This window comes from Luteimonas sp. 9C (assembly GCF_902506295.1).
GTDB lineage: Bacteria > Pseudomonadota > Gammaproteobacteria > Xanthomonadales > Xanthomonadaceae > Luteimonas.
Window position 1 is genome coordinate 1,809,306 of record NZ_LR733312.1, and the last position, 17,370, is coordinate 1,826,675.

The 17,370-nt window shown below is 69.9% G+C and carries 16 protein-coding genes and 1 pseudogene; 3 read left to right on the forward strand and 14 right to left on the reverse strand.

Annotated elements, in window-relative coordinates; all coding sequences use genetic code 11:
- Positions 1-14: 14 nt before the first annotated feature.
- The 3 genes from ribD to glyA form a co-directional block, all read right to left on the reverse strand.
- Entirely contained in the window at positions 15-1,115 is a 1,101-nt protein-coding gene (gene ribD / locus CURTO8I2_RS08270) for a bifunctional diaminohydroxyphosphoribosylaminopyrimidine deaminase/5-amino-6-(5-phosphoribosylamino)uracil reductase RibD (protein WP_159680273.1), read from the reverse strand.
- 119 nt (positions 1,116-1,234) lie between these two features.
- A complete protein-coding gene (gene nrdR / locus CURTO8I2_RS08275; protein ID WP_159680275.1) occupies positions 1,235-1,756 on the reverse strand; it encodes a transcriptional regulator NrdR in 522 nt (173 codons plus the stop codon).
- A gap of 105 nt (positions 1,757-1,861) precedes the next feature.
- Positions 1,862-3,130: a serine hydroxymethyltransferase gene (gene glyA / locus CURTO8I2_RS08280; RefSeq protein WP_159680278.1), complete on the reverse strand. Its 1,269-nt coding sequence runs from the start codon at positions 3,128-3,130 to the stop codon at positions 1,862-1,864.
- 161 nt (positions 3,131-3,291) lie between these two features.
- On the opposite strand from glyA, the gene ettA reads away from it, so the two are divergent.
- The 3 genes from ettA to pyrF all read left to right on the forward strand — a co-directional run bounded on the left by ettA (position 3,292) and on the right by pyrF (position 6,651).
- Complete coding sequence (gene ettA, locus CURTO8I2_RS08285; RefSeq protein WP_159680281.1) at positions 3,292-4,953, forward strand: energy-dependent translational throttle protein EttA; 1,662 nt, start codon at positions 3,292-3,294, stop codon at positions 4,951-4,953.
- 119 nt (positions 4,954-5,072) lie between these two features.
- Positions 5,073-5,810 carry a type I methionyl aminopeptidase gene (map, locus tag CURTO8I2_RS08290; protein WP_159680282.1) on the forward strand — a complete coding sequence of 246 codons (738 nt, stop codon included), beginning with the start codon at positions 5,073-5,075 and terminating at the stop codon, positions 5,808-5,810.
- Positions 5,811-5,820: 10 nt separating this feature from the next.
- Positions 5,821-6,651 carry an orotidine-5'-phosphate decarboxylase gene (gene pyrF / locus CURTO8I2_RS08295; RefSeq protein WP_159680284.1) on the forward strand — a complete coding sequence of 277 codons (831 nt, stop codon included), beginning with the start codon at positions 5,821-5,823 and terminating at the stop codon, positions 6,649-6,651.
- Positions 6,652-6,941: 290 nt separating this feature from the next.
- Here pyrF and pncB read toward each other — a convergent pair whose 3' ends face one another.
- The 11 genes and pseudogenes from pncB to CURTO8I2_RS08350 form a co-directional block, all read right to left on the reverse strand.
- Positions 6,942-8,129 (reverse strand): nicotinate phosphoribosyltransferase, encoded by a 1,188-nt coding sequence (gene pncB, locus CURTO8I2_RS08300; protein WP_159680285.1) that lies wholly within the window; start codon positions 8,127-8,129, stop codon positions 6,942-6,944.
- Between the two features lie 2 nt (positions 8,130-8,131).
- Entirely contained in the window at positions 8,132-8,989 is an 858-nt protein-coding gene (locus CURTO8I2_RS08305; RefSeq protein WP_236551039.1) for a glycosyltransferase family 2 protein, read from the reverse strand.
- Positions 8,990-9,219: 230 nt separating this feature from the next.
- Positions 9,220-9,987, reverse strand: a pseudogene (locus CURTO8I2_RS08310) (glycosyltransferase); the annotation flags it as partial.
- Positions 9,988-10,015: 28 nt separating this feature from the next.
- Positions 10,016-12,295: a type II secretion system secretin GspD gene (gene gspD / locus CURTO8I2_RS08315; protein ID WP_159680288.1), complete on the reverse strand. Its 2,280-nt coding sequence runs from the start codon at positions 12,293-12,295 to the stop codon at positions 10,016-10,018.
- Between the two features lie 10 nt (positions 12,296-12,305).
- Positions 12,306-13,166 (reverse strand): hypothetical protein, encoded by an 861-nt coding sequence (locus CURTO8I2_RS08320; protein WP_159680289.1) that lies wholly within the window; start codon positions 13,164-13,166, stop codon positions 12,306-12,308.
- Positions 13,156-13,797 carry a type II secretion system protein GspM gene (gene gspM / locus CURTO8I2_RS08325; RefSeq protein ID WP_236551040.1) on the reverse strand — a complete coding sequence of 214 codons (642 nt, stop codon included), beginning with the start codon at positions 13,795-13,797 and terminating at the stop codon, positions 13,156-13,158. The genes CURTO8I2_RS08320 and gspM overlap by 11 nt, the downstream gene beginning before the upstream one ends.
- A gap of 4 nt (positions 13,798-13,801) precedes the next feature.
- Positions 13,802-14,989: a PilN domain-containing protein gene (locus CURTO8I2_RS08330; RefSeq protein ID WP_159680292.1), complete on the reverse strand. Its 1,188-nt coding sequence runs from the start codon at positions 14,987-14,989 to the stop codon at positions 13,802-13,804.
- Complete coding sequence (locus CURTO8I2_RS08335) at positions 14,989-15,846, reverse strand: type II secretion system protein GspK (RefSeq protein ID WP_159680294.1); 858 nt, start codon at positions 15,844-15,846, stop codon at positions 14,989-14,991. Before CURTO8I2_RS08335 ends, CURTO8I2_RS08330 begins: the two co-directional genes overlap by 1 nt.
- On the reverse strand, positions 15,843-16,478 hold the full coding sequence (locus CURTO8I2_RS08340) for a prepilin-type N-terminal cleavage/methylation domain-containing protein (protein ID WP_159680297.1): 636 nt from the start codon (positions 16,476-16,478) through the stop codon (positions 15,843-15,845). The genes CURTO8I2_RS08335 and CURTO8I2_RS08340 overlap by 4 nt, the downstream gene beginning before the upstream one ends.
- Positions 16,475-16,894: a prepilin-type N-terminal cleavage/methylation domain-containing protein gene (locus CURTO8I2_RS08345; RefSeq protein WP_159680300.1), complete on the reverse strand. Its 420-nt coding sequence runs from the start codon at positions 16,892-16,894 to the stop codon at positions 16,475-16,477. Before CURTO8I2_RS08345 ends, CURTO8I2_RS08340 begins: the two co-directional genes overlap by 4 nt.
- A gap of 2 nt (positions 16,895-16,896) precedes the next feature.
- Positions 16,897-17,361, reverse strand: coding sequence for a GspH/FimT family pseudopilin (locus tag CURTO8I2_RS08350; protein WP_159680303.1), 465 nt, complete (start codon positions 17,359-17,361; stop codon positions 16,897-16,899).
- Positions 17,362-17,370 lie beyond the last annotated feature (9 nt).

Sequence of the window (17,370 nt, forward strand, 5' to 3'; positions counted from 1 at the left end):
CGGCGGGTGCGGCGTCAGGCCGTCGGCTTCGGCCGCAGCAGCAGGCGCGTGTCGTCGCCGACCCGGCGCGTGTCGATCGTCTCCAGATGGAGGCGCTGCGCCATCGTGTCGACGCCGAGCCCGTCGAACAGCGGTCGGCCGCGCTCACCGAGCAGCAACGGCGCGATGTACAGCAACAGCTCGTCGACGAGGCCTGCACGCAGGAAGGCGCCCGACAAGGTGGCGCCCGCCTCGACCTGGATGTCGTTGATGCCGCCCGCGCCCAGCGCATCGAGCACCACGCGCAGGTCCAGCTGACCATCGCTGCCGCGGGGCGCCGCCATGCGCGGCGCGTCGAAGCCCTGGGGCACCTTGGTGTCGTGCGCGTGGACGTACAGCGTGGGCGCTGCGCCGTCGCGGACGTTGCCCCGCGAGATCGTCGCCAGGCCCGGATCCAGCACCACCCGCAGCGGCACCGCAAACGGCGCGTCGCCGGCGAGGCGCACGGTCAGGTGCGGATCGTCGGCCAGCACCGTGCCGCTGCCGGTCAGCAGCGCGCCGGCGCGTGCGCGCCAGCGCATCACGTCGGCGCGCGAGGCCTCCCCGCTGATCCATTTCGAATCGCCGTTCGCCATCGCGGTGCGCCCGTCGAGGCTGCAGGCGAGCTTGACCCGCAGCCAAGGCCGGCCGCGCTCGACGCGCGACAGGAACCCCCGGTTGAGGGCGCGCGCCTGCGCCTCCATCAGGCCGGACTCGACCACCACACCCGCCGCCCGCAGGCGGTCGAACCCGGCGCCGTCGACCTGCGGGAACGGGTCGCGCATCGCCGCGACGACACGCGCCACGCCGGCCTCGATCAGTGCATCGGCGCACGGTCCCGTGCTGCCGGTATGCGCACAGGGTTCCAGGGTCACGTAGGCCGTCGCGCCGCGCGCGCGATCACCCGCCGCCTGCAGCGCGACCACTTCCGCATGCGGGCCGCCTTTCTGCACGTGGAAGCCTTCGCCGACCACCTCGCCGTCCGCGACGAGCACACAGCCGACCATCGGATTGGGCCGCGTCGTCCAGGCGCCGCGCTCGGCGAGGCGCAGCGACTGGGCCATGAAGCGGTGATCGTCGGCAGTGAAAGCGGTCATGGGTCCTCGGCGACGCGTGCGTGAGATGGCGCCATTGTAGGAGGGCGCGTGCGCGCAACCCGGCAATCCCACAGCACCCTCGCGCGCGACCGCGCGCCTGCACGAAATCCTGCGGACGCTCAGCGTCTGCGCGGCGTCTTGACCGGCGCCGTCTCACCTTCGAGCAGCGGCAGCTGGCCATCGCCCGGCAGGTCGCGTTCGAGCCGGTCGAGTTCCTCGCGGAAATCGGCAACGTCCTCGAACGAGCGGTACACCGACGCGAAGCGCACGAAGCCGACGTGGTCGAGCTTGCGCAGTTCCGCAATGACGAACTCACCGACCCGGCGCGAGGACACTTCGCGTTCCGCGGTCATGCGCAGGTGATGCACCACCGCGCGCACCGTCGCCTCGATCTGCTCTTCCGACACCGGACGCTTGTGCAGCGCGCGGTCCATGCTCAGACGCAACTTGCGCGCATCGAACGGCTCACGCCGGCCGTCGCCCTTGATGATCGTCGGCAACTTGAGCTCGATGGTCTCGAGCGTGCTGAAACGTTCCCCGCAGGCTTCGCACTCGCGGCGACGACGGATCGTCGCCCCGTCCTCGGACACGCGCGAATCGATCACGCGGGTGTCGGTGTGCTGGCAGAAGGGGCAATGCATCAGGCGCGGGGCGTCGGGAACAGCATTCGAGCGTACGACGCAACGGCCGTCCCGGGGATCAGGCGCTCCGCCACACCCGGATCAAGACCCCGCATGCCCAGCTGCTCAGCCATACACCGGATACTTCGCGCACTGGGCGGCGACCTTGTCGCGCACGGTGGCGATCACGCCCTCGTCCTTCGGTGCATCGAGCACGTCGCAGATCCAGTGGGCGAGATCGGTGCAGTCCTGCTCGACATAGCCACGCGTGGTCACCGCCGGCGTGCCCAGGCGCAGGCCGGAGGTCACGAAGGGCTTGCGCGGATCGTTCGGCACGGAGTTCTTGTTGACGGTGATGTGGGCGCGCCCGAGGGCTTCTTCCGCATCCTTGCCACTGACGTCCTTGCCGATCATGTCGACCAGCATCAGATGGTTCTCGGTGCCGCCGGAGACGATCTTGTAGCCGCGCTCGATGATGACCTTGGCCATCGCCTGCGCATTCTTGATCACCTGCTGCTGGTAGGTCCTGAACGCGGGCTCCAGCGCTTCCTTGAACGCGACCGCCTTGCCGGCGATCACGTGCATCAGCGGGCCGCCCTGGATGCCGGGAAACACGATCGACTGCAGCTTCTTGGCGATCTCGTCGAACTGCTCGCCGGCGCCCTGCTGGCTGGCGACGATGATGCCGCCGCGCGGACCGCGCAGGGTCTTGTGGGTGGTCGAGGTGACGACGTGGGCATGCGGCACCGGCGTCGGGTAGACGCCCGCAGCGACGAGGCCGGCGACGTGCGCCATGTCCACGAACAGGTAGGCGCCCACCTTGTCGGCGATGGCGCGGAAGCGCGCCCAGTCCACGATCTGCGAATACGCCGAGAAGCCGGCGATGACCATCTTCGGCTTGTACTCGAGCGCGAGGCGCTCGACTTCGTCGTAATCGATCAGGCCGGCGTCGTCGACGCCGTACTGCACTGCGTTGAACAGCTTGCCCGAGGCGTTGACCTTGGCGCCGTGGGTCAAATGACCGCCGTGGGCCAGCGACATGCCCAGGATGGTGTCGCCCGGCTGCAGCAGCGCGAAGAAGACGGCCTGGTTGGCCTGCGAGCCCGAATGGGGCTGCACGTTCGCGTAATCGGCGTCGAAGAGCTGCTTGAGCCGGTCGATCGCGAGCTGCTCGGCGATGTCGACGTACTCGCAGCCACCGTAGTAGCGCTTGCCCGGATAGCCCTCGGCGTACTTGTTGGTCAGCTGGCTGCCCTGCGCTTCCATCACCAGCGCGCTGCAGTAGTTCTCCGAGGCGATCAGCTCGACGTGATCTTCCTGGCGGCGGACCTCGTTCGCGATGGCCTGGGCGAGTGCGGGATCGTAGCTTTCGAGACGGGCGTCGCGCTGGAACATCGAGGGCTCCGGAACAGTGAACGGCGGGGCCGGCCATTGTAGCGCCGGCCCGCCCGGCGCGCGGCCCCGCCGGGCGCGAGCCGTTATAATCGCCGCCATCCCCTTCCCACCCGACGCCGCCCGACCGGGCCCCGGCGCGGGCCGGCACAACCGGAGCCCCCATGTCGCAATACATCTACACCATGAACCGCGTGTCCAAGGTGGTCCCGCCGAAGCGGCAGATCATCAAGGACATCTCGCTGTCGTTCTTCCCGGGCGCCAAGATCGGTCTGTTGGGCCTCAACGGCTCGGGCAAGTCCACGGTGCTGAAGATCATGGCCGGCGTGGACCAGGATTTCGAAGGCGAAGCCCGCGCGCAGGCCGGCACCAAGGTCGGCTATCTGGCGCAGGAACCCGAGCTCGACCCCGAGATGACCGTGCGCGAAGCGGTCGAGGAAGGCGTGGGCGAGGTGCTGCAGGCCCAGGCCGCGCTCGACAAGGTCTACGACGCCTATGCCGAGGAAGGCGCCGATTTCGACGCGCTGGCCAAGGAACAGGAGCGCCTGGAGGCGATCCTCGCCGCGGGCGACGCGCACACGCTGGAGAACCAGCTGGACGTCGCCGCCGACGCGCTGCGCCTGCCGCCGTGGGAGGCCAAGGTCGGCAATCTGTCGGGCGGTGAGAAGCGCCGCGTCGCGCTCTGCCGCCTGCTGCTGCAGAAGCCGGACATGCTGTTGCTCGACGAACCGACCAACCATCTCGACGCCGAATCGGTGGAATGGCTGGAGCAGTTCCTCGCCCGCTACACCGGCACCGTCGTCGCGGTCACCCATGACCGCTACTTCCTCGACAACGCCGCCGAGTGGATCCTCGAACTCGACCGTGGCCGCGGCATTCCGTGGAAGGGCAACTACACCGAGTGGCTGACCCAGAAGGACGAGCGCCTCAAGCAGGAAGACAACCAGGAGAAGTCCCGCCAGAAGGCGATCCAGAAGGAACTGGAATGGTCGCGCCAGAACGCCAAGGGCGGTCGCACCAAGGGCAAGGCACGTCTGGCCCGACTGGAAGAACTGCAGTCGGTCGACTACCAGAAGCGCAACGAGACGAACGAGCTGTTCATCCCGCCGGGCGAGCGCCTGGGCAATGCGGTGATGGAGTTCAAGGGCGTCACCAAGAAGTTCGGCGACCGCCTGCTGATCGACGATCTGTCGATGATCATTCCGCCGGGCGCGATCGTCGGCATCATCGGCCCGAACGGCGCGGGCAAGTCCACGCTGTTCAAGATGATCACCGGGCAGGAAAAGCCCGATTCGGGCCAGATCGTCGTCGGCCCCACCGTGCAGCTCTCGTACGTCGACCAGAGCCGCGATGCGCTGGAGGGCAACCACAACGTCTTCCAGGAAATCTCCGGCGGCCTGGACATCCTCAACATCAACGGCGTCGAGATCCAGTCCCGGGCCTACATCGGCCGCTTCAACTTCAAGGGCCAGGACCAGCAGAAGCTGGTGGGCACGCTGTCGGGTGGTGAGCGCGGCCGTCTGCACATGGCCAAGACCCTGCTGCAGGGCGGCAACGTGCTGCTGCTCGACGAACCGTCGAACGATCTGGACATCGAGACCCTGCGTTCGCTCGAAGACGCGCTGCTGGAGTTCCCCGGCAACACGTTCGTGATCTCGCATGACCGCTGGTTCCTCGACCGCATCGCCACGCACATCATCGCGTTCGAAGGCGACAGCCACGTCGAGTTCTTCCAGGGCAACTACCGCGAGTACGAAGAAGACAAGCGCCGCCGCATGGGCGACGACGCCGGTCCGAAGCGTCTGCGGTTCAAGGCGCTGAAGTAAACCTGCCGGTCACGGGCCGACGTCGATGCAGACGCGGCCCACAGACCGGCAGGTGATGCCCCCCGCTCCTTCCGGAACGGGGTCGGGCGGAGCGCAGCGCAGACCACCGGGAGCCACGCATGACCATCCAGACGCTGGAAGAACTCGAAGGCCTCAAGCGCGTCGGTGCGCTGGTGGCACGCATCCTCTCGACGATGCGCGCGCAGGCGCTGGCCGGCATCACCCCGCGGGCACTCGACGCCATCGGCGCCGGCATGCTGCGCGACGCCGGCGCGCAGTCCGCGCCGGTGCTGACCTACGCCTTCCCGGCCGCGACCTGCATCAGCGTCAACCGCGTCGTCGCGCACGGCATCCCGGATGCCACGCCGCTGCGCGATGGCGATCTGGTCAACATCGACGTGTCCGCCGAACTCGACGGTTTCTTCGCCGACACCGGCGCGAGCTTCGTCGTCGGCACCGCGAGCACCGCGCAGCAGCGTCTGCTCGATGCGACGCGCGAAGCACGCGACGCCGCCATCGCCCAGCTGCGCGCGGGCGAACTGCTCAGCGGCATCGGCCGCACCATCGAGACCGTCGCCGCGCGCCGCGGTTTCCGCATCATCCGCAACCTGCAGAGCCACGGCGTCGGCCGTGCACTGCACGAGGCGCCGGGTTCGATTCCCGGCTATTTCGATCGCCGCGACACCCGTCGCCTGCACGACGGCATGGTCATCACCGTCGAGCCGTTCCTGGCGACCCACGCCACCCGCACCGAAGACCTGGACGACGGCTGGTCGCTGATCTGCCCCAAGGGTGTCGGCGCGCAGTTCGAGCACACGGTCGTCGTCACCCACGGCGCGCCGATCATCGTCACCTGAGAGCCGTTCCATGACGCACACCTTCATGCAGGCGCTGCGCGCGCGCTGGCAGTCCGCCGACACGCTGGTCTGCGTCGGCCTCGATCCCGAACCGGCGAAGTTTCCGGCGCGGTTCGCCAACGACCCCGATGCGGTGTTCGCGTTCTGCCGCGACATCGCCGATGCCACCGCCGAATACGCCTGCGCGTTCAAGCCGCAGATCGCGCACTTCGCCGGGCTGGGCGCGGAAGACGCGCTGCAGCGGCTGATCGCGCATCTGCATGCCACGCACCCCGGCGTGCCGGTGATCCTCGACGCCAAGCGCGGCGACATCGGCAGCACCGCGCAGCGCTACGTCGCCGAGGCCTTCGAGCGTTTCGAGGCCGATGCGGTGACGGTGAATCCCTATCTCGGTCGTGATTCGGTGCAGCCCTTCCTCGACCGCAGCGACAAGGGCGTGGTGATCCTGTGCCGCACCTCGAACCCGGGCGCCGCCGATCTGCAGGACCTGCCCGTCGCGCATGCCGGCGCCACGCGGCCGCTGTACCAGCATGTCGCCGAGACCATCGCGCGCGAGTGGAACGGCCACGGCAACGTGTCGCTGGTCGTCGGTGCGACCTGGCCCGAACAGCTGCGCGAGGTGCGCGCGATCGTCGGCGACATGCCGTTCCTGGTGCCCGGTGTCGGCGCGCAGGGCGGCGATGTCGGGGCCGTCGTGACGAACGCGAAGACCGCGGACGGCACCGGCCTGATGGTCAGCTCCTCGCGCGCGATCCTGTACGCGTCGAACGGCGACGATTACGCGGATGCGGCAGCGCGCGAGGCGCGCACGTTGCGGGATGCGATCAACCGCTATCGCTGAGGCTGCCTGAGCCCTCCCCCGTGCACGGGGGAGGGTTGGGTGGGGGCGAACGTTCGGATCGAGACATGCATGGCCCCGCGCCTCGCGACCGCACGAGATTGTGATCCCCGAAACCGGATGGTTCGCCCCCATCCCGGCCTTCCCCCGCATGCGGGGGAAGGAGAAAAGCCAAGCGGGGACACGCGGGAGAGTCGAGGCATGGAGGATTCGGGCGATGGAGGACGACGCGAGACATCGCGACCGCACATTCCAGCGCGTCCCCGTGTCATGCCGATGACGCGAAACCCTGATCAGGGGCCGGCGTCGGCCCGCACTTCGAACACCTGCCGCAAATAGGCGAGATAGCCTGCGTCGTCGCACATGCTCTTGCCCGGAGAATCGCTGAGCTTGGCGACCGGCTGGCCGTTGCAGCGGACCATCTTGATCACGATGCTCAGCGGGGTCGGCCCGAGATCGTTCGTCAGATGCGTGCCCACGCCAAAGGCCAGTCGGCAGCGCCCGCGAAAATAGGCGTGCAGGCGCTTGACCTTGTCGATGTCCAGACCATCGCTGAAGACCAGGATCTTGCTGGCCGGGTCCACGCGGTGCTCGGCGAAGTGCGCGAGCATCCGGTCGCCCCAGACGAACGGGTCACCCGAATCGTGGCGCACCCCGTCGAACAGCTTGCAGAAATACAGGTCGAAATCGCGCAGGAACGCGTCCAGCCCCACGACGTCCGACAGGGCGATACCGAGATCGCCACGGTATTCGTGCGCCCAGGCGTCGAGCGCCACCATCTGCGAGTCGCGCAGGCGCGGGCCGAGCGCCTGGAACGCCTGCAGGTACTCGTGCGCCATCGTGCCGTGCGGCGTCATGCCGAACCGGCGCGCGAAGTGGACATTGCTGGTGCCGACGAACTGGTCGCCCAGCGCATCGCGCAGCAGCGGCAGCATGTGCCCGTGCCAGTGTTGCGAATACCGGCGACGCGTTCCGTAGTCGGCGATCCGGCAGTCCTCGTACCCGGCCACATCGCGCAGCAGCGCGGCTTTGGCCTGCAGGCGCCGTTCGCCTTCCCCGAAATCGGGACGGGTGGTGTTGCGGAACCAGACCTCGTTGATGATCGCCAGCAGCGGCACTTCGAACAGGATGGTGTGCAACCAGGGGCCGGTGATCTCGAGTTCGAGTTCGCCCGGCACCCGGGTCGAGGCGCGCAGGTCGATGTATTTGCGGTCGAGATGGAACAGGCCGAGGAAATCGGCGAAGTCCGGCTTCACGAACCGCAGCCCGCGCACGTATGCGAGCTCGTCGGCCGTGAACCGCAACGCGCACAGCGCATCGATCTCCGCGTCGACCTCGTCGATGTACCGGGCGAGATCGATGCCGGGCGTGCGGCACTTGAACCGGTACTGCACGAGGGCGCCCGGGTGCTGGTGCAGCACCGCCTGCATCATCGTGAACTTGTACAGATCGGTATCGAGCAGCGACGCGACCGCGGCCATCGTCAGCCCGCCTGCGCCGCGCGACGCACGACCGCGACCGGAAACCGCGCCCAGATCATCGCCCACACCGCGATGCGCTGCAGGCTGCTGCGGCGCGCCGCTTCGAAGCGGCGGAAGTAACGCCACAGTCCGCGGTGCTTGTGCCACTCGACGAAGACCGGTCGCGACCGGCTGGACACGCCGCGCACGTGCAGCACCGCGATGTCGTTGGCGACCGCGATGACGGCGCCCGCCTCGCGCGCGCGCCGGCACAGGTCCAGATCCTCGGCATGCAGCCGGTAGCCGGTATCGAAGCCGTCGATGGACTCGAACAGCGCGCGCGGCAACAGCATCAGCGCGCCGGAGATCGCCTGCACGCGCTGCAGCGGCTGCGCGGCATCACGCGGCACGGCGAGCACGCGGGCCTGCGGGTCACGCAGCATCGCGACGAAATCCGGGTCACGGCGGCGCGCGGCCGGATCCCGCGCGCCGTCTTCGCCGACGAGGTCCGTGCCCAGCAGGCACGGCGCCGCCAGCGCGTCGGCGTGCGCGTGCAGGCGCGCGAGCGTGTCCCCGTCGACGAGGCAGTCCGGATTGACGAATGCGATCCAGGACGCGTCGCCATCGCGCGCGCCCTGGTTGCAGGCCACCGCGAACCCGGGATTGTCCGGGTTGCCGATGAAGTGCACGCGCGGATCGAGCGACGCGTGTCGCTGCACGATGGCCAGCGTGGCGTCGTCGGAGGCGTTGTCGACCACGCGGATCTGCGCGATGCGCTCGGCCGCGCGCAGCCGCGACAGGCAGGCGTCGATCGTGCTGCCGCTGCGATGGGTGACGACGACGGCGACGATGTCGGGCGGGGCGGAATCGGCAGCGGTCACTTGGGCGGCATGTCTTCGGTGGACGCGATATTGTCCGCTGCGTCGGGTGCAGTTGGCGTATCGCGCGCGTCGGCTGCCCGCCCCTCACCATCCGCTTCGCGGACGGTTCCCACGTCCTCCGGGAGGGCGCGGGACGTGAGCGGGGGGACTGCATCCGCGGTTTCCTCGCGGAACAGCTGCTGCTGCGCCGGTGCGTTCTCCAGGGCATCGAAGCCGCGCTGCAGGGCCACGCGTGTCGCATAGAGCGGATCCTGCATCAGGAAGGTCGCCAGCCGCGAATGCCAGGACGGCCAGCGCACCGCGAGTGCGTCCATGTCCCCGTCGGCCGGACCGCCCTCGCCACCGCGCGCGACGAATGCGGTCTCGCACAGCGCGTTGCGCCAGCCCAGGCCGGCCATGCGCAACGACAGGTCGATCAGGGCGGCGTACCAGGAGTGGTAACTCGACGCGTCGAGGCCGCCGGCCTTGCGGCGCGCATTGCCCCGCAGCAGCACCGCATGGCCGATCGCGGCCGGCAGTTCCGGATACAGCGGCGGCAGTGCCCGGCAGGCGCGCGCGAGGCGCGAGGGATCGTCGGGCACCGGGTTGATCTCACCGATGCGCGGCCACGCGGCGGACTCGCCGGCGTTGCACCACGGCGTCGCGGTGGCGATCGCGGCATCGCGCGCGAAGCACGCAGCCAGGGCGTTCGCCCAGCCCGGCGTCGGTATCGCATCGGGCGCGAGGACGATGACATCCACATCGCCACAGGCGCGCAGCACGTCGTCGAGGTGCGCGACCTCACCAATGGCACGTTGACGGCAGGTGTAGTCGGCCTGCAACGGCGTGGTGGCGAGCCAGCGCTGCACGATCTCCGCACCGCGCGGTCCGATGCGCGCATCGTCGGCCAGCCAGATCCGCGTGCCCGCCGGCGTGCCGGCATCGAGCGCGGCCAGGCACGCGTCGAGCGCGTCGTCGTCGTGCCCGACCGGCAGCAGGATCACCGGCAGCTCAGCCATGCGCAGTGGCTCCGCGCACCGCGGCCCCTCAGTCCCGGGGGGTCTGCAACGGCTGCAACGCGCGGAAGCGACGCCCGTATTCGTCGGTCAGCTGACGCGCTTCGAGCGGGTTGCGCACGATGGTCGGCGTCAGCAAAACGATGACTTCGCTGCGTTCGGTACCCGAACCTTGTGAGCCAAACAGCCCGCCGATCACCGGAATACGACTCAGACCGGGAAGTCCCGACGACGTGCGCGACACCTGGTCACGGATCAGACCGGCCAGCATGACGGTGTCGCCCGCCTGCACGGCGGCCTCGGTCTTGAGCCGCCGCGTGTCGATGCGGACATTGCCCTGCGAGTCGGCCGTGTTCTGCGCGCCGGGGGTACTGACTTCCTGCACGATATCGAGAAAGACCATGCCGTCGCGGGTCACGCGCGGCCGCACCTTGAGGATGGTGCCGGTCTCGATGTACTGGACCTGGGTGAACTGGCTGTCGCCGAGGATCGGGTTCACGCTGCTCGATGCAACGGGGATGCTCGCGCCGACGTTGAACTCGGCCATCGCGTTGTTGCGGACGAACACCGAGGGAGACTGCAGCACCTGCACGTCGGTGACCTGGTCGAGCGCCCGGATGATCGCAGCGGCGTCGTTCTTCACCAGCGACCATGCGAGCCCCGGACCCGAGACCCCCCCGATGCTGGCGCCAAGCGTGCTCCAGCGGCTCGGCCCGCCGATCCCGGGAGCACCCGGTCCGGGGAACGGTCCGATCTGGTTATCCGTCAATCCCTTTTCGATGAACCAGTTCACGCCGTACTCGAGGTCGCCGCTGAGCAAAACCTCCACCACCTGCGCCTCGATGTGCACCTGCGCCGGCATCACGTCGAGCCGTTCGACGACATCGCGGATCGAGCGCCAGGCGGCCGGCGTCGTACGCACCAGCAGGGTATTGGTCTCGTCGACCGCCGACACGCCGACGCGGTCGCCTTCGACTTCCAGCGTCACGCTGCCGGGGCCGTCCTGCTGCTCGCTGAGCTCCATCTGGCCGATGTTGCCGCCGCCACCGCTGCTGCTACCGCCGCGGCCCATGCCCGACGTGCCCCCACGATTGTTGCTGCCCAGGCCCGAGCTGCTGCCGCTGTCGAAACCCGAAGACCCGTCCGTGCCGCCGGTGCGCAGCGTGTTGCCGGTCAGGCCGGGCATCAGCGACGCCGCATCCTGGCCGCCACTGCTGCCGCTGCCGCCACCGAAGACTTCCGACAGGCGCTGCGCGAGTTCGCGTGCCTTGATGAACTTCAGTTCGTAGGAGAACAGCTTGGGGTCCTGGCCCGCGTTGTCGATGCGCTCCAGCCACTGCTGGATCTCGCCGAGATAGTCGGCCTGCGGCGTGATCACCAGCACCGCGTTCGCGCCCTCCAGCGGCATGAAACGGAACATGCCCGACACGGGCGATTCGCTGTCCTGGCCGAAGACCTTCTCCAGATCGGCGACCACCTGCGTGGCCTTGCCCGACTGCAGCGGGAACACGCCGACCGACATGCCCGACAGCCAGTCGACGTCGAAGATCTCGATCGTGCGCAGGTAGTTGTCGAGCTCGGAACGGCTGCCGGAAATCGTGATGACGTTGCGCGCGTTGTCGGCGGAGACGATGGCGTTCGGACGCGCGTACGGCTCGAGCACCTTTTCCATCTCGGTCGCGGAGATGTAGCGCAGCGGCACGGTGCGCACTTCGAAGCCGCGGGCGGCGCCGGTGCTGCCCGTGCGCGGTGCGACGGTACCGGTGGCCAGTGCGGTGTCGGCAGCGACGATGTTGTAGCGGCCGTCGCTGTAGATCATGCGTGCGTTGTTCCAGCCCAGCACCATCTCCAGCAGGCTCAGCGCCTGGGCCGCGCTCACCGGCTGCGGCGTCGCCAGCGTCACCGTGCCCTGCACTTCCGGCGCGATGACGTAGTTCTGGCCCAGCATGTCGCCGAGGATCGCCTTGGCGACCGCGTGCACCGATTCGCCCTCGAAATTGAACGAGGCCTGGCCGCTGGTCGCGCCCAGCGTGGGCGGCGCGGCGGAGGCAGCGCGCTGGTTGATGACCGTGCCGCTGCCGCGGCGGATCTGCGGCTGCGGACGCTCGTCATCGCCGAGCAGCGGTTGCGTGCGTGCGCCCGGCGCGGAGGCGGTGTCGGCGGACGTGTCGCCCGCCTGCGCGCCCTGGCGGAGGTCCGCATCGCGGCGCATCGCGGGCGTCGGCGCGGTGGCGCAGCCGGCGAGCAGTGCGATGCCGGTTCCGAGGGCGATCGCCCGGAGGTGGAAGGCTGGCGTCTGGAAAGGCTTCATCGACGGGAGTCTAGTCCTGGGCGGAATTGGGTTGCTGTTGCTGCTGGCGCAGACGTGCGCGCCGTTCTTCGATCCGGCGACGGATCGCTTCGACCTGGGCTTCGGACGGGCCGGCGGCGGCCGCCGTTTCGGGTGTCGCGCTGCTTCCGTTGTCGGCCACCGGGGCCGGCCGCTGGTTGGCGGGCCCCCGCGGTTGTCCGTTGCCGGTCTGCGCGGTGCCGCCCGGGGGCGGCGCCGCGCCGTTGTCAGACGCGCGCGCCGCGATGGCTGCGTTCGGTGCGGGTGTCGCCGGCGGGCGCGATGCCGCCTGCGTCGGCGATTGCCCGTCCGGGGGCGGTGTCGGCGTCATCGGTGTCGGCGGCTGCCCCCCGGTGCCGTCGAACACTCGCAGTTCCAGCGTGCGAGGGCCCTCGGGCGTATTGAAGACCACGCTGCGCGTGTCCACCGAATCGAGCAGCCAGTTCGTGGCCTCGGGCGGGCCTTCGCCGACCTTGAGCCGGATCGACTCGCCGCCGCCGCTGGGCTGCAGGATCGCCATCGCGAACTCGGGGGTGCGCAGCACGCTGGTCAGCACGTAGTCGAAGCCCGTGCCGGTGCCCTCGCCTTCGTCCTGCGGATCGATGAAGAACGGATGCGGGCGGCGGTCGCCGGTGAACAGGGGACGCGCGGCGACTTCATTGAAACTCGACAGCGGCGGTGCAGGCGCGGCAGTGCCGGGCGCAGGACCGATCGGCGCGGCGACGATGCCGTCGTCCTCCAGCGCACCGATCCGGCCGCCCAGTCCGGCCAGCGACAGCAGCGCGAACAGCAGTGCCCAGGCGCCGACCGCCGCGACCAGCCAGGTGCGCGCGTTGGTGGCATCAATCCGCATCGGCGCCTCCATCGGCCGCAGCCGGGCGCGCGGCGGCATTGGCCGCAGGCGCCGCGCCGGGCGCCGGCAGCACGTAGCCGGACAGGTCGAAGCTCACGTCCACGCCGCCACTGGTCGCGCCGGCGGCGAGCGTATGCCGCTGGCTGAGGATATTGAGGTTGTCGATGAACAATCGCGGCGTGCCGGTTTCCAGCGAATGCAGCACGTTGGCGAGTTCGGCATTGCCGCATCGCAGGCGCACCTGCACGGTGGCACGCGGGTACTTGTCGCTGCGCTGGCCGGCGATCGGCGAGCGGTTGCTGATCGCGCAGCTGCGGTTGCCGGGGCTGGCCTCGAGCACCGCACTTTCCAGCCGCTGCACCAGCGCCGCAGTCGCGAGTTCGACGCCGGCCTGCGGCATGAAACCGGGCGCGTCGTCCATCGCCGCGCGGGCGCGCTCGAGCTCGGCGCGCACGAGCGGCGCCTGCTCGAGTTCGCGGCGGATGCGCAACTCGCGCTCCTGCAGCGTGTCGATGCGCGTACCGAGCTCGCGCATCGGCTGCGTCCACCATGGATGGATCAACAGCAGGTAGCCCAGCAACAGCACGCCCAGCAGCAGCGCGAGCGCCAGCCAGCGGTCGCGGGCCGACACGGGCCTATCGGGCGTCGTCCGCACGCACGGGCTCCTGTGGTGAAGGGGATGCGGATGCCGCCGTGGCCACGGGCGGCACGAGCTCGGCAGTCAGGGTGAAGCGGTCGGAGCGCGTGCGCGGATCGTTCTGCAGCGCGCCGGCGAGCGCGGGTGCGCGCCACAGCGTGGAACCCGACAGTTGCCCGACCAGCGCCGAGGCCTCGGTGCTCAGGCCGATGAGCAGCACGCGGTCGCCCTCGATCGCGGCCTTCTCCAGCGATGTGGAATCGGGCAGGCGGCGCGCCAGTTCATCGAGCACCGCCACCGTCAGCGGGCGCGCGGCGCGCTGCGCCTGCAGGAAGGCCATGCCTTCGCGGAGATCGGTCAACTGCTGGCGCTGCGCCGAGGCGGCGCGCGCGCGCGTGGCTTCGGCGGCGACGCGTGCTTCGAGTGCATCGGCCGCCGCGCTGCGGTTCTCGCGCATCTGCCACAGACCGAACGCGGTCAGCAGCACCGCGATACCGAGAATCAGCACCTGCACGCGCCGCTGCGGATCCTCGCGGCGACGACGCCGTGCATCGTCGATCAGATTGACGCCGAGCGGACCGGATTCACCGTCGAGATCGATGCCGGCGAGCATCGGCGCCAGCGGACCGAGTGCGGCGAGCTGGGTGTCGATCGCAGCGCGTGGCACCACCACCAGCTCCACGTCGATCTGGCCATCGCCGCGCCGCCCGAGCACGCGATGGTCGTAGCGCACGTCGGCGGCGGCGAACGGCGTCTGGCGGTCGATCTCGAAGCCGAGCACGTCGTGCAGGCGATCGCCCGCGGCTTCGGGCAAGGTCAGCTGGCGACGCAGCCCGGCGCGCGCGGGCAGCAGCAGCCAGCGCGGCAGGTCGATGGTGCGCGGCGCGAGCAGGGTCGCCAGCGGGTCGCCCACGCCGTCGTCGAAGGCGGCGCGGGGCACGCGCGCGAGATCACGGACGCCGTCGGCATCCTGCAGATGCAGGGCGATCTCGCCGACGTCGCCGCGCAGCAGCAGGCGCCGGCTGGCGAGTCCGAACAGTTCCCGTACCCGCGCCGGCAACCAGCTCGACAGCGCCGCGCCCCACCATGACAGGAACGTGCGGACGCGCGCCGACGTGCGGCCGTCCAGACGCCAGGCGCGGCGGCCGGGCGCGGTGTCGGCCGGAGATGCGGGTGTAGCGGACATCATCGTGGTGACGCTCCTTCCTCCCAACGCAGCACGGTGTAGGCCGTGCCTGGTACGGCGCCACCGCCGGTCCTGACGACTGCACGCAGCCGCGCGGCCCGTCCCTCCGGAAGCCGCGCCTGGCTCTCGATACTATACGTGCCACTGCCGCCGCCCAGCAGGACGCCCGTGAGCTGCGCCACGGCGGCATCGCGCGCGGCGAGGATGGGATCGGCGTCGACGCCCATCGCCTGCAGCACGGGGCCCGCGGCGAACTGGGGATCGGGCGTCGGCAGGCGGCTGTGGATCGTCAGATGCGGCGCCACCGCATCGAACAGGGCTGGCGTCATCCCCAGGACCTGCTCGACTTCGGCCACGCTCTCGAACGGCGCGTTCTTGGCGCCGTAGGGCCGCCCGGCGCTGATGTAGTCCGCGGCCTCGGCACCGCCGGTGATCTGCACGAAATCGTCGCCGTCGCGCCAGTCGACGATCGCGCCGGCCACCTGCACCGCAGTGGCCTGGTCGGCGCCCGTGATCTCCAGCACCGCGGCCAGCAGCAGACCGTCGGCGGCGTTGAGATCGATCTTGCCGGTCTCGTCCACGATCTTCAGTTCCACATTGATGTCGTGGAACCGCCAGGCATAAGGACGACCATCGGGCTGCCACTGCAGCGCGGGGTCGTCCATCGCCACCCGGGTCAGGGCGTACTCGAGGCCTGCGCGTGCCGCCTGGTCGCCGGCGACGCCGCGGCTCAGCGTGCGGCCCTGCTGCTGTTCGATCCGCGCGGTCAGCGCGAAGGCACCGACCAGCGCCGCCAGCAGCGTGATCAGCCACAGCACCAGCAGCAGCGCGGCCCCGCGATGCAGGCGCGCGTTCATGGCATCGCCACCGGCGCGGCCTGTCCGGTGCCCTGCGGCAGCGTGACCACGAGCGCGGGCCAGGCGCCGTCGCGCTCGGTCTCGATCGACACTTCGACCTGCAACGGCAATGCCGCGGGTCCCCAGCGGTCCTGCCAGTCACCCAGTGCGCCCGTCTCGTCGAAGCCGCGGTAGCGCAGGCGCAGTTCGACGAGATCGTCGACCAGCGGTTCGGCCGGGCGCGGACTGCGCGGCTCGATCGTACGGCCGGTCATCACCATGCCGAACGCCACCGTCAGGCGCTGCGTGCCGCGCACCTCGTCGACGGCGATGTCGTGCAGATGCGGGCCGCCCTGCCCCAGGTAGTTGGGCAGATCGGCGACGAAGCGCAGGCGCTGCGGCTCGCCGATGAACTGCGAGATCTCGCCGGTGTTGTCGTCGGTCTGGAACGCGATCTGCTGCGCGGACGCGATCCGCCGGCGCAGGAAGCCCTCCACGGCGCGCAGACGCTCGCTGCGCTGGGACAGCGCTTCACCGCGATCGACCGTCGCGGTCGCGGCGCGCAGCGTGGTCAGCGCCAACGCCAGGCCGGCCGCCAGCAACACCGTCGCCAGCAGGACTTCGATCAGCGTGAAGCCGCGCGCGTGCTTCATGGCAGGGCCACGCCGGGCGCGTCGGGTTCGCGGAGCCGCAACGTGCGCACCTGCAGGCGCTCGCGCGGACCGCGCTCGCCCCAGTCGACGGCGAGCCCGATCTCGAAGAGCTGCTGGCCGGACGAATCGGCCAAGGCCGGTGGCAGCGCCGGATCGACGTAGGGCGCGATCTCCAGCGACCAGCGATAGCGGCCGTCCTCGAACTCGCCGGTGGAACTGCCGGGCACCACCGGGATGTCGATGCCGATGCCGTCCAGCAGCGACTGCGCATGCAACGCCGCGCGCCCCGAATCGGCCGCCCAGCGCACCTGGCGCGTGCCATTCGACAAGGTGCCGAGCAACAGCATCAACGCGATGCCCAGCACCGCGAACGCCACGATGACCTCGATCAGGGTGTAACCGCGCTGGCTGCACATCCTCATTCGTTCGCATTCGCACGGGACAGACGCACTTCGCCGGTCAGCCACGCCACGTCGATCTGCCACGCGGCATCGCGCAGCAGGACCCGCACGCGCCCGCCCGTGGCCGCGCCATCGGCGAAGAACAGGATCGCGCCTTCGCTGTCGCTCGCCTGCGCCTCGCGCGCGCCGGTGAACTCGACGGCGAGCGGTTCGGGAATCGTGCCGTGACGCCCGTTCGGCGCCTGCCAGGTCCGCGCCTGCGGATCGACCACGAAGCGCTGCGGCGCACCGGTCGCGATCGCCTGCGCGCGCGTGTAGCGCAGCTGCGCGGCGATCGTCTTGCTCGTGGACTGCAGCGCGATGCGATCGAAGCCGCCACTCATGGCGGCCGCCGCCAGCACGCCGGTCACGGCGATCAGGCCGACGACCAGCAGCACTTCGAGCAGCGAGAAACCGCGGACCCTGGCGATGCGATGCGACATCTGGCGCGG

What these genes read in the sequence shown, in the direction of transcription:
- CURTO8I2_RS08345 (WP_159680300.1), bottom strand. Translation starts at nt 16,894, where the DNA reads ATGTGCAGCCAGCGCGGTTACACCCTGATCGAGGTCATCGTGGCGTTC.
- CURTO8I2_RS08330 (WP_159680292.1), bottom strand. Translation starts at nt 14,989, where the DNA reads ATGTCCGCTACACCCGCATCTCCGGCCGACACCGCGCCCGGCCGCCGC.
- CURTO8I2_RS08335 (WP_159680294.1), bottom strand. Translation starts at nt 15,846, where the DNA reads ATGAACGCGCGCCTGCATCGCGGGGCCGCGCTGCTGCTGGTGCTGTGG.
- CURTO8I2_RS08340 (WP_159680297.1), bottom strand. Translation starts at nt 16,478, where the DNA reads ATGAAGCACGCGCGCGGCTTCACGCTGATCGAAGTCCTGCTGGCGACG.
- ettA (WP_159680281.1), top strand. Translation starts at nt 3,292, where the DNA reads ATGTCGCAATACATCTACACCATGAACCGCGTGTCCAAGGTGGTCCCG.
- pncB (WP_159680285.1), bottom strand. Translation starts at nt 8,129, where the DNA reads ATGGCCGCGGTCGCGTCGCTGCTCGATACCGATCTGTACAAGTTCACG.
- map (WP_159680282.1), top strand. Translation starts at nt 5,073, where the DNA reads ATGACCATCCAGACGCTGGAAGAACTCGAAGGCCTCAAGCGCGTCGGT.
- pyrF (WP_159680284.1), top strand. Translation starts at nt 5,821, where the DNA reads ATGACGCACACCTTCATGCAGGCGCTGCGCGCGCGCTGGCAGTCCGCC.
- glyA (WP_159680278.1), bottom strand. Translation starts at nt 3,130, where the DNA reads ATGTTCCAGCGCGACGCCCGTCTCGAAAGCTACGATCCCGCACTCGCC.
- ribD (WP_159680273.1), bottom strand. Translation starts at nt 1,115, where the DNA reads ATGACCGCTTTCACTGCCGACGATCACCGCTTCATGGCCCAGTCGCTG.
- nrdR (WP_159680275.1), bottom strand. Translation starts at nt 1,756, where the DNA reads ATGCATTGCCCCTTCTGCCAGCACACCGACACCCGCGTGATCGATTCG.
- CURTO8I2_RS08320 (WP_159680289.1), bottom strand. Translation starts at nt 13,166, where the DNA reads ATGCGGATTGATGCCACCAACGCGCGCACCTGGCTGGTCGCGGCGGTC.
- gspD (WP_159680288.1), bottom strand. Translation starts at nt 12,295, where the DNA reads ATGAAGCCTTTCCAGACGCCAGCCTTCCACCTCCGGGCGATCGCCCTC.
- CURTO8I2_RS08350 (WP_159680303.1), bottom strand. Translation starts at nt 17,361, where the DNA reads ATGTCGCATCGCATCGCCAGGGTCCGCGGTTTCTCGCTGCTCGAAGTG.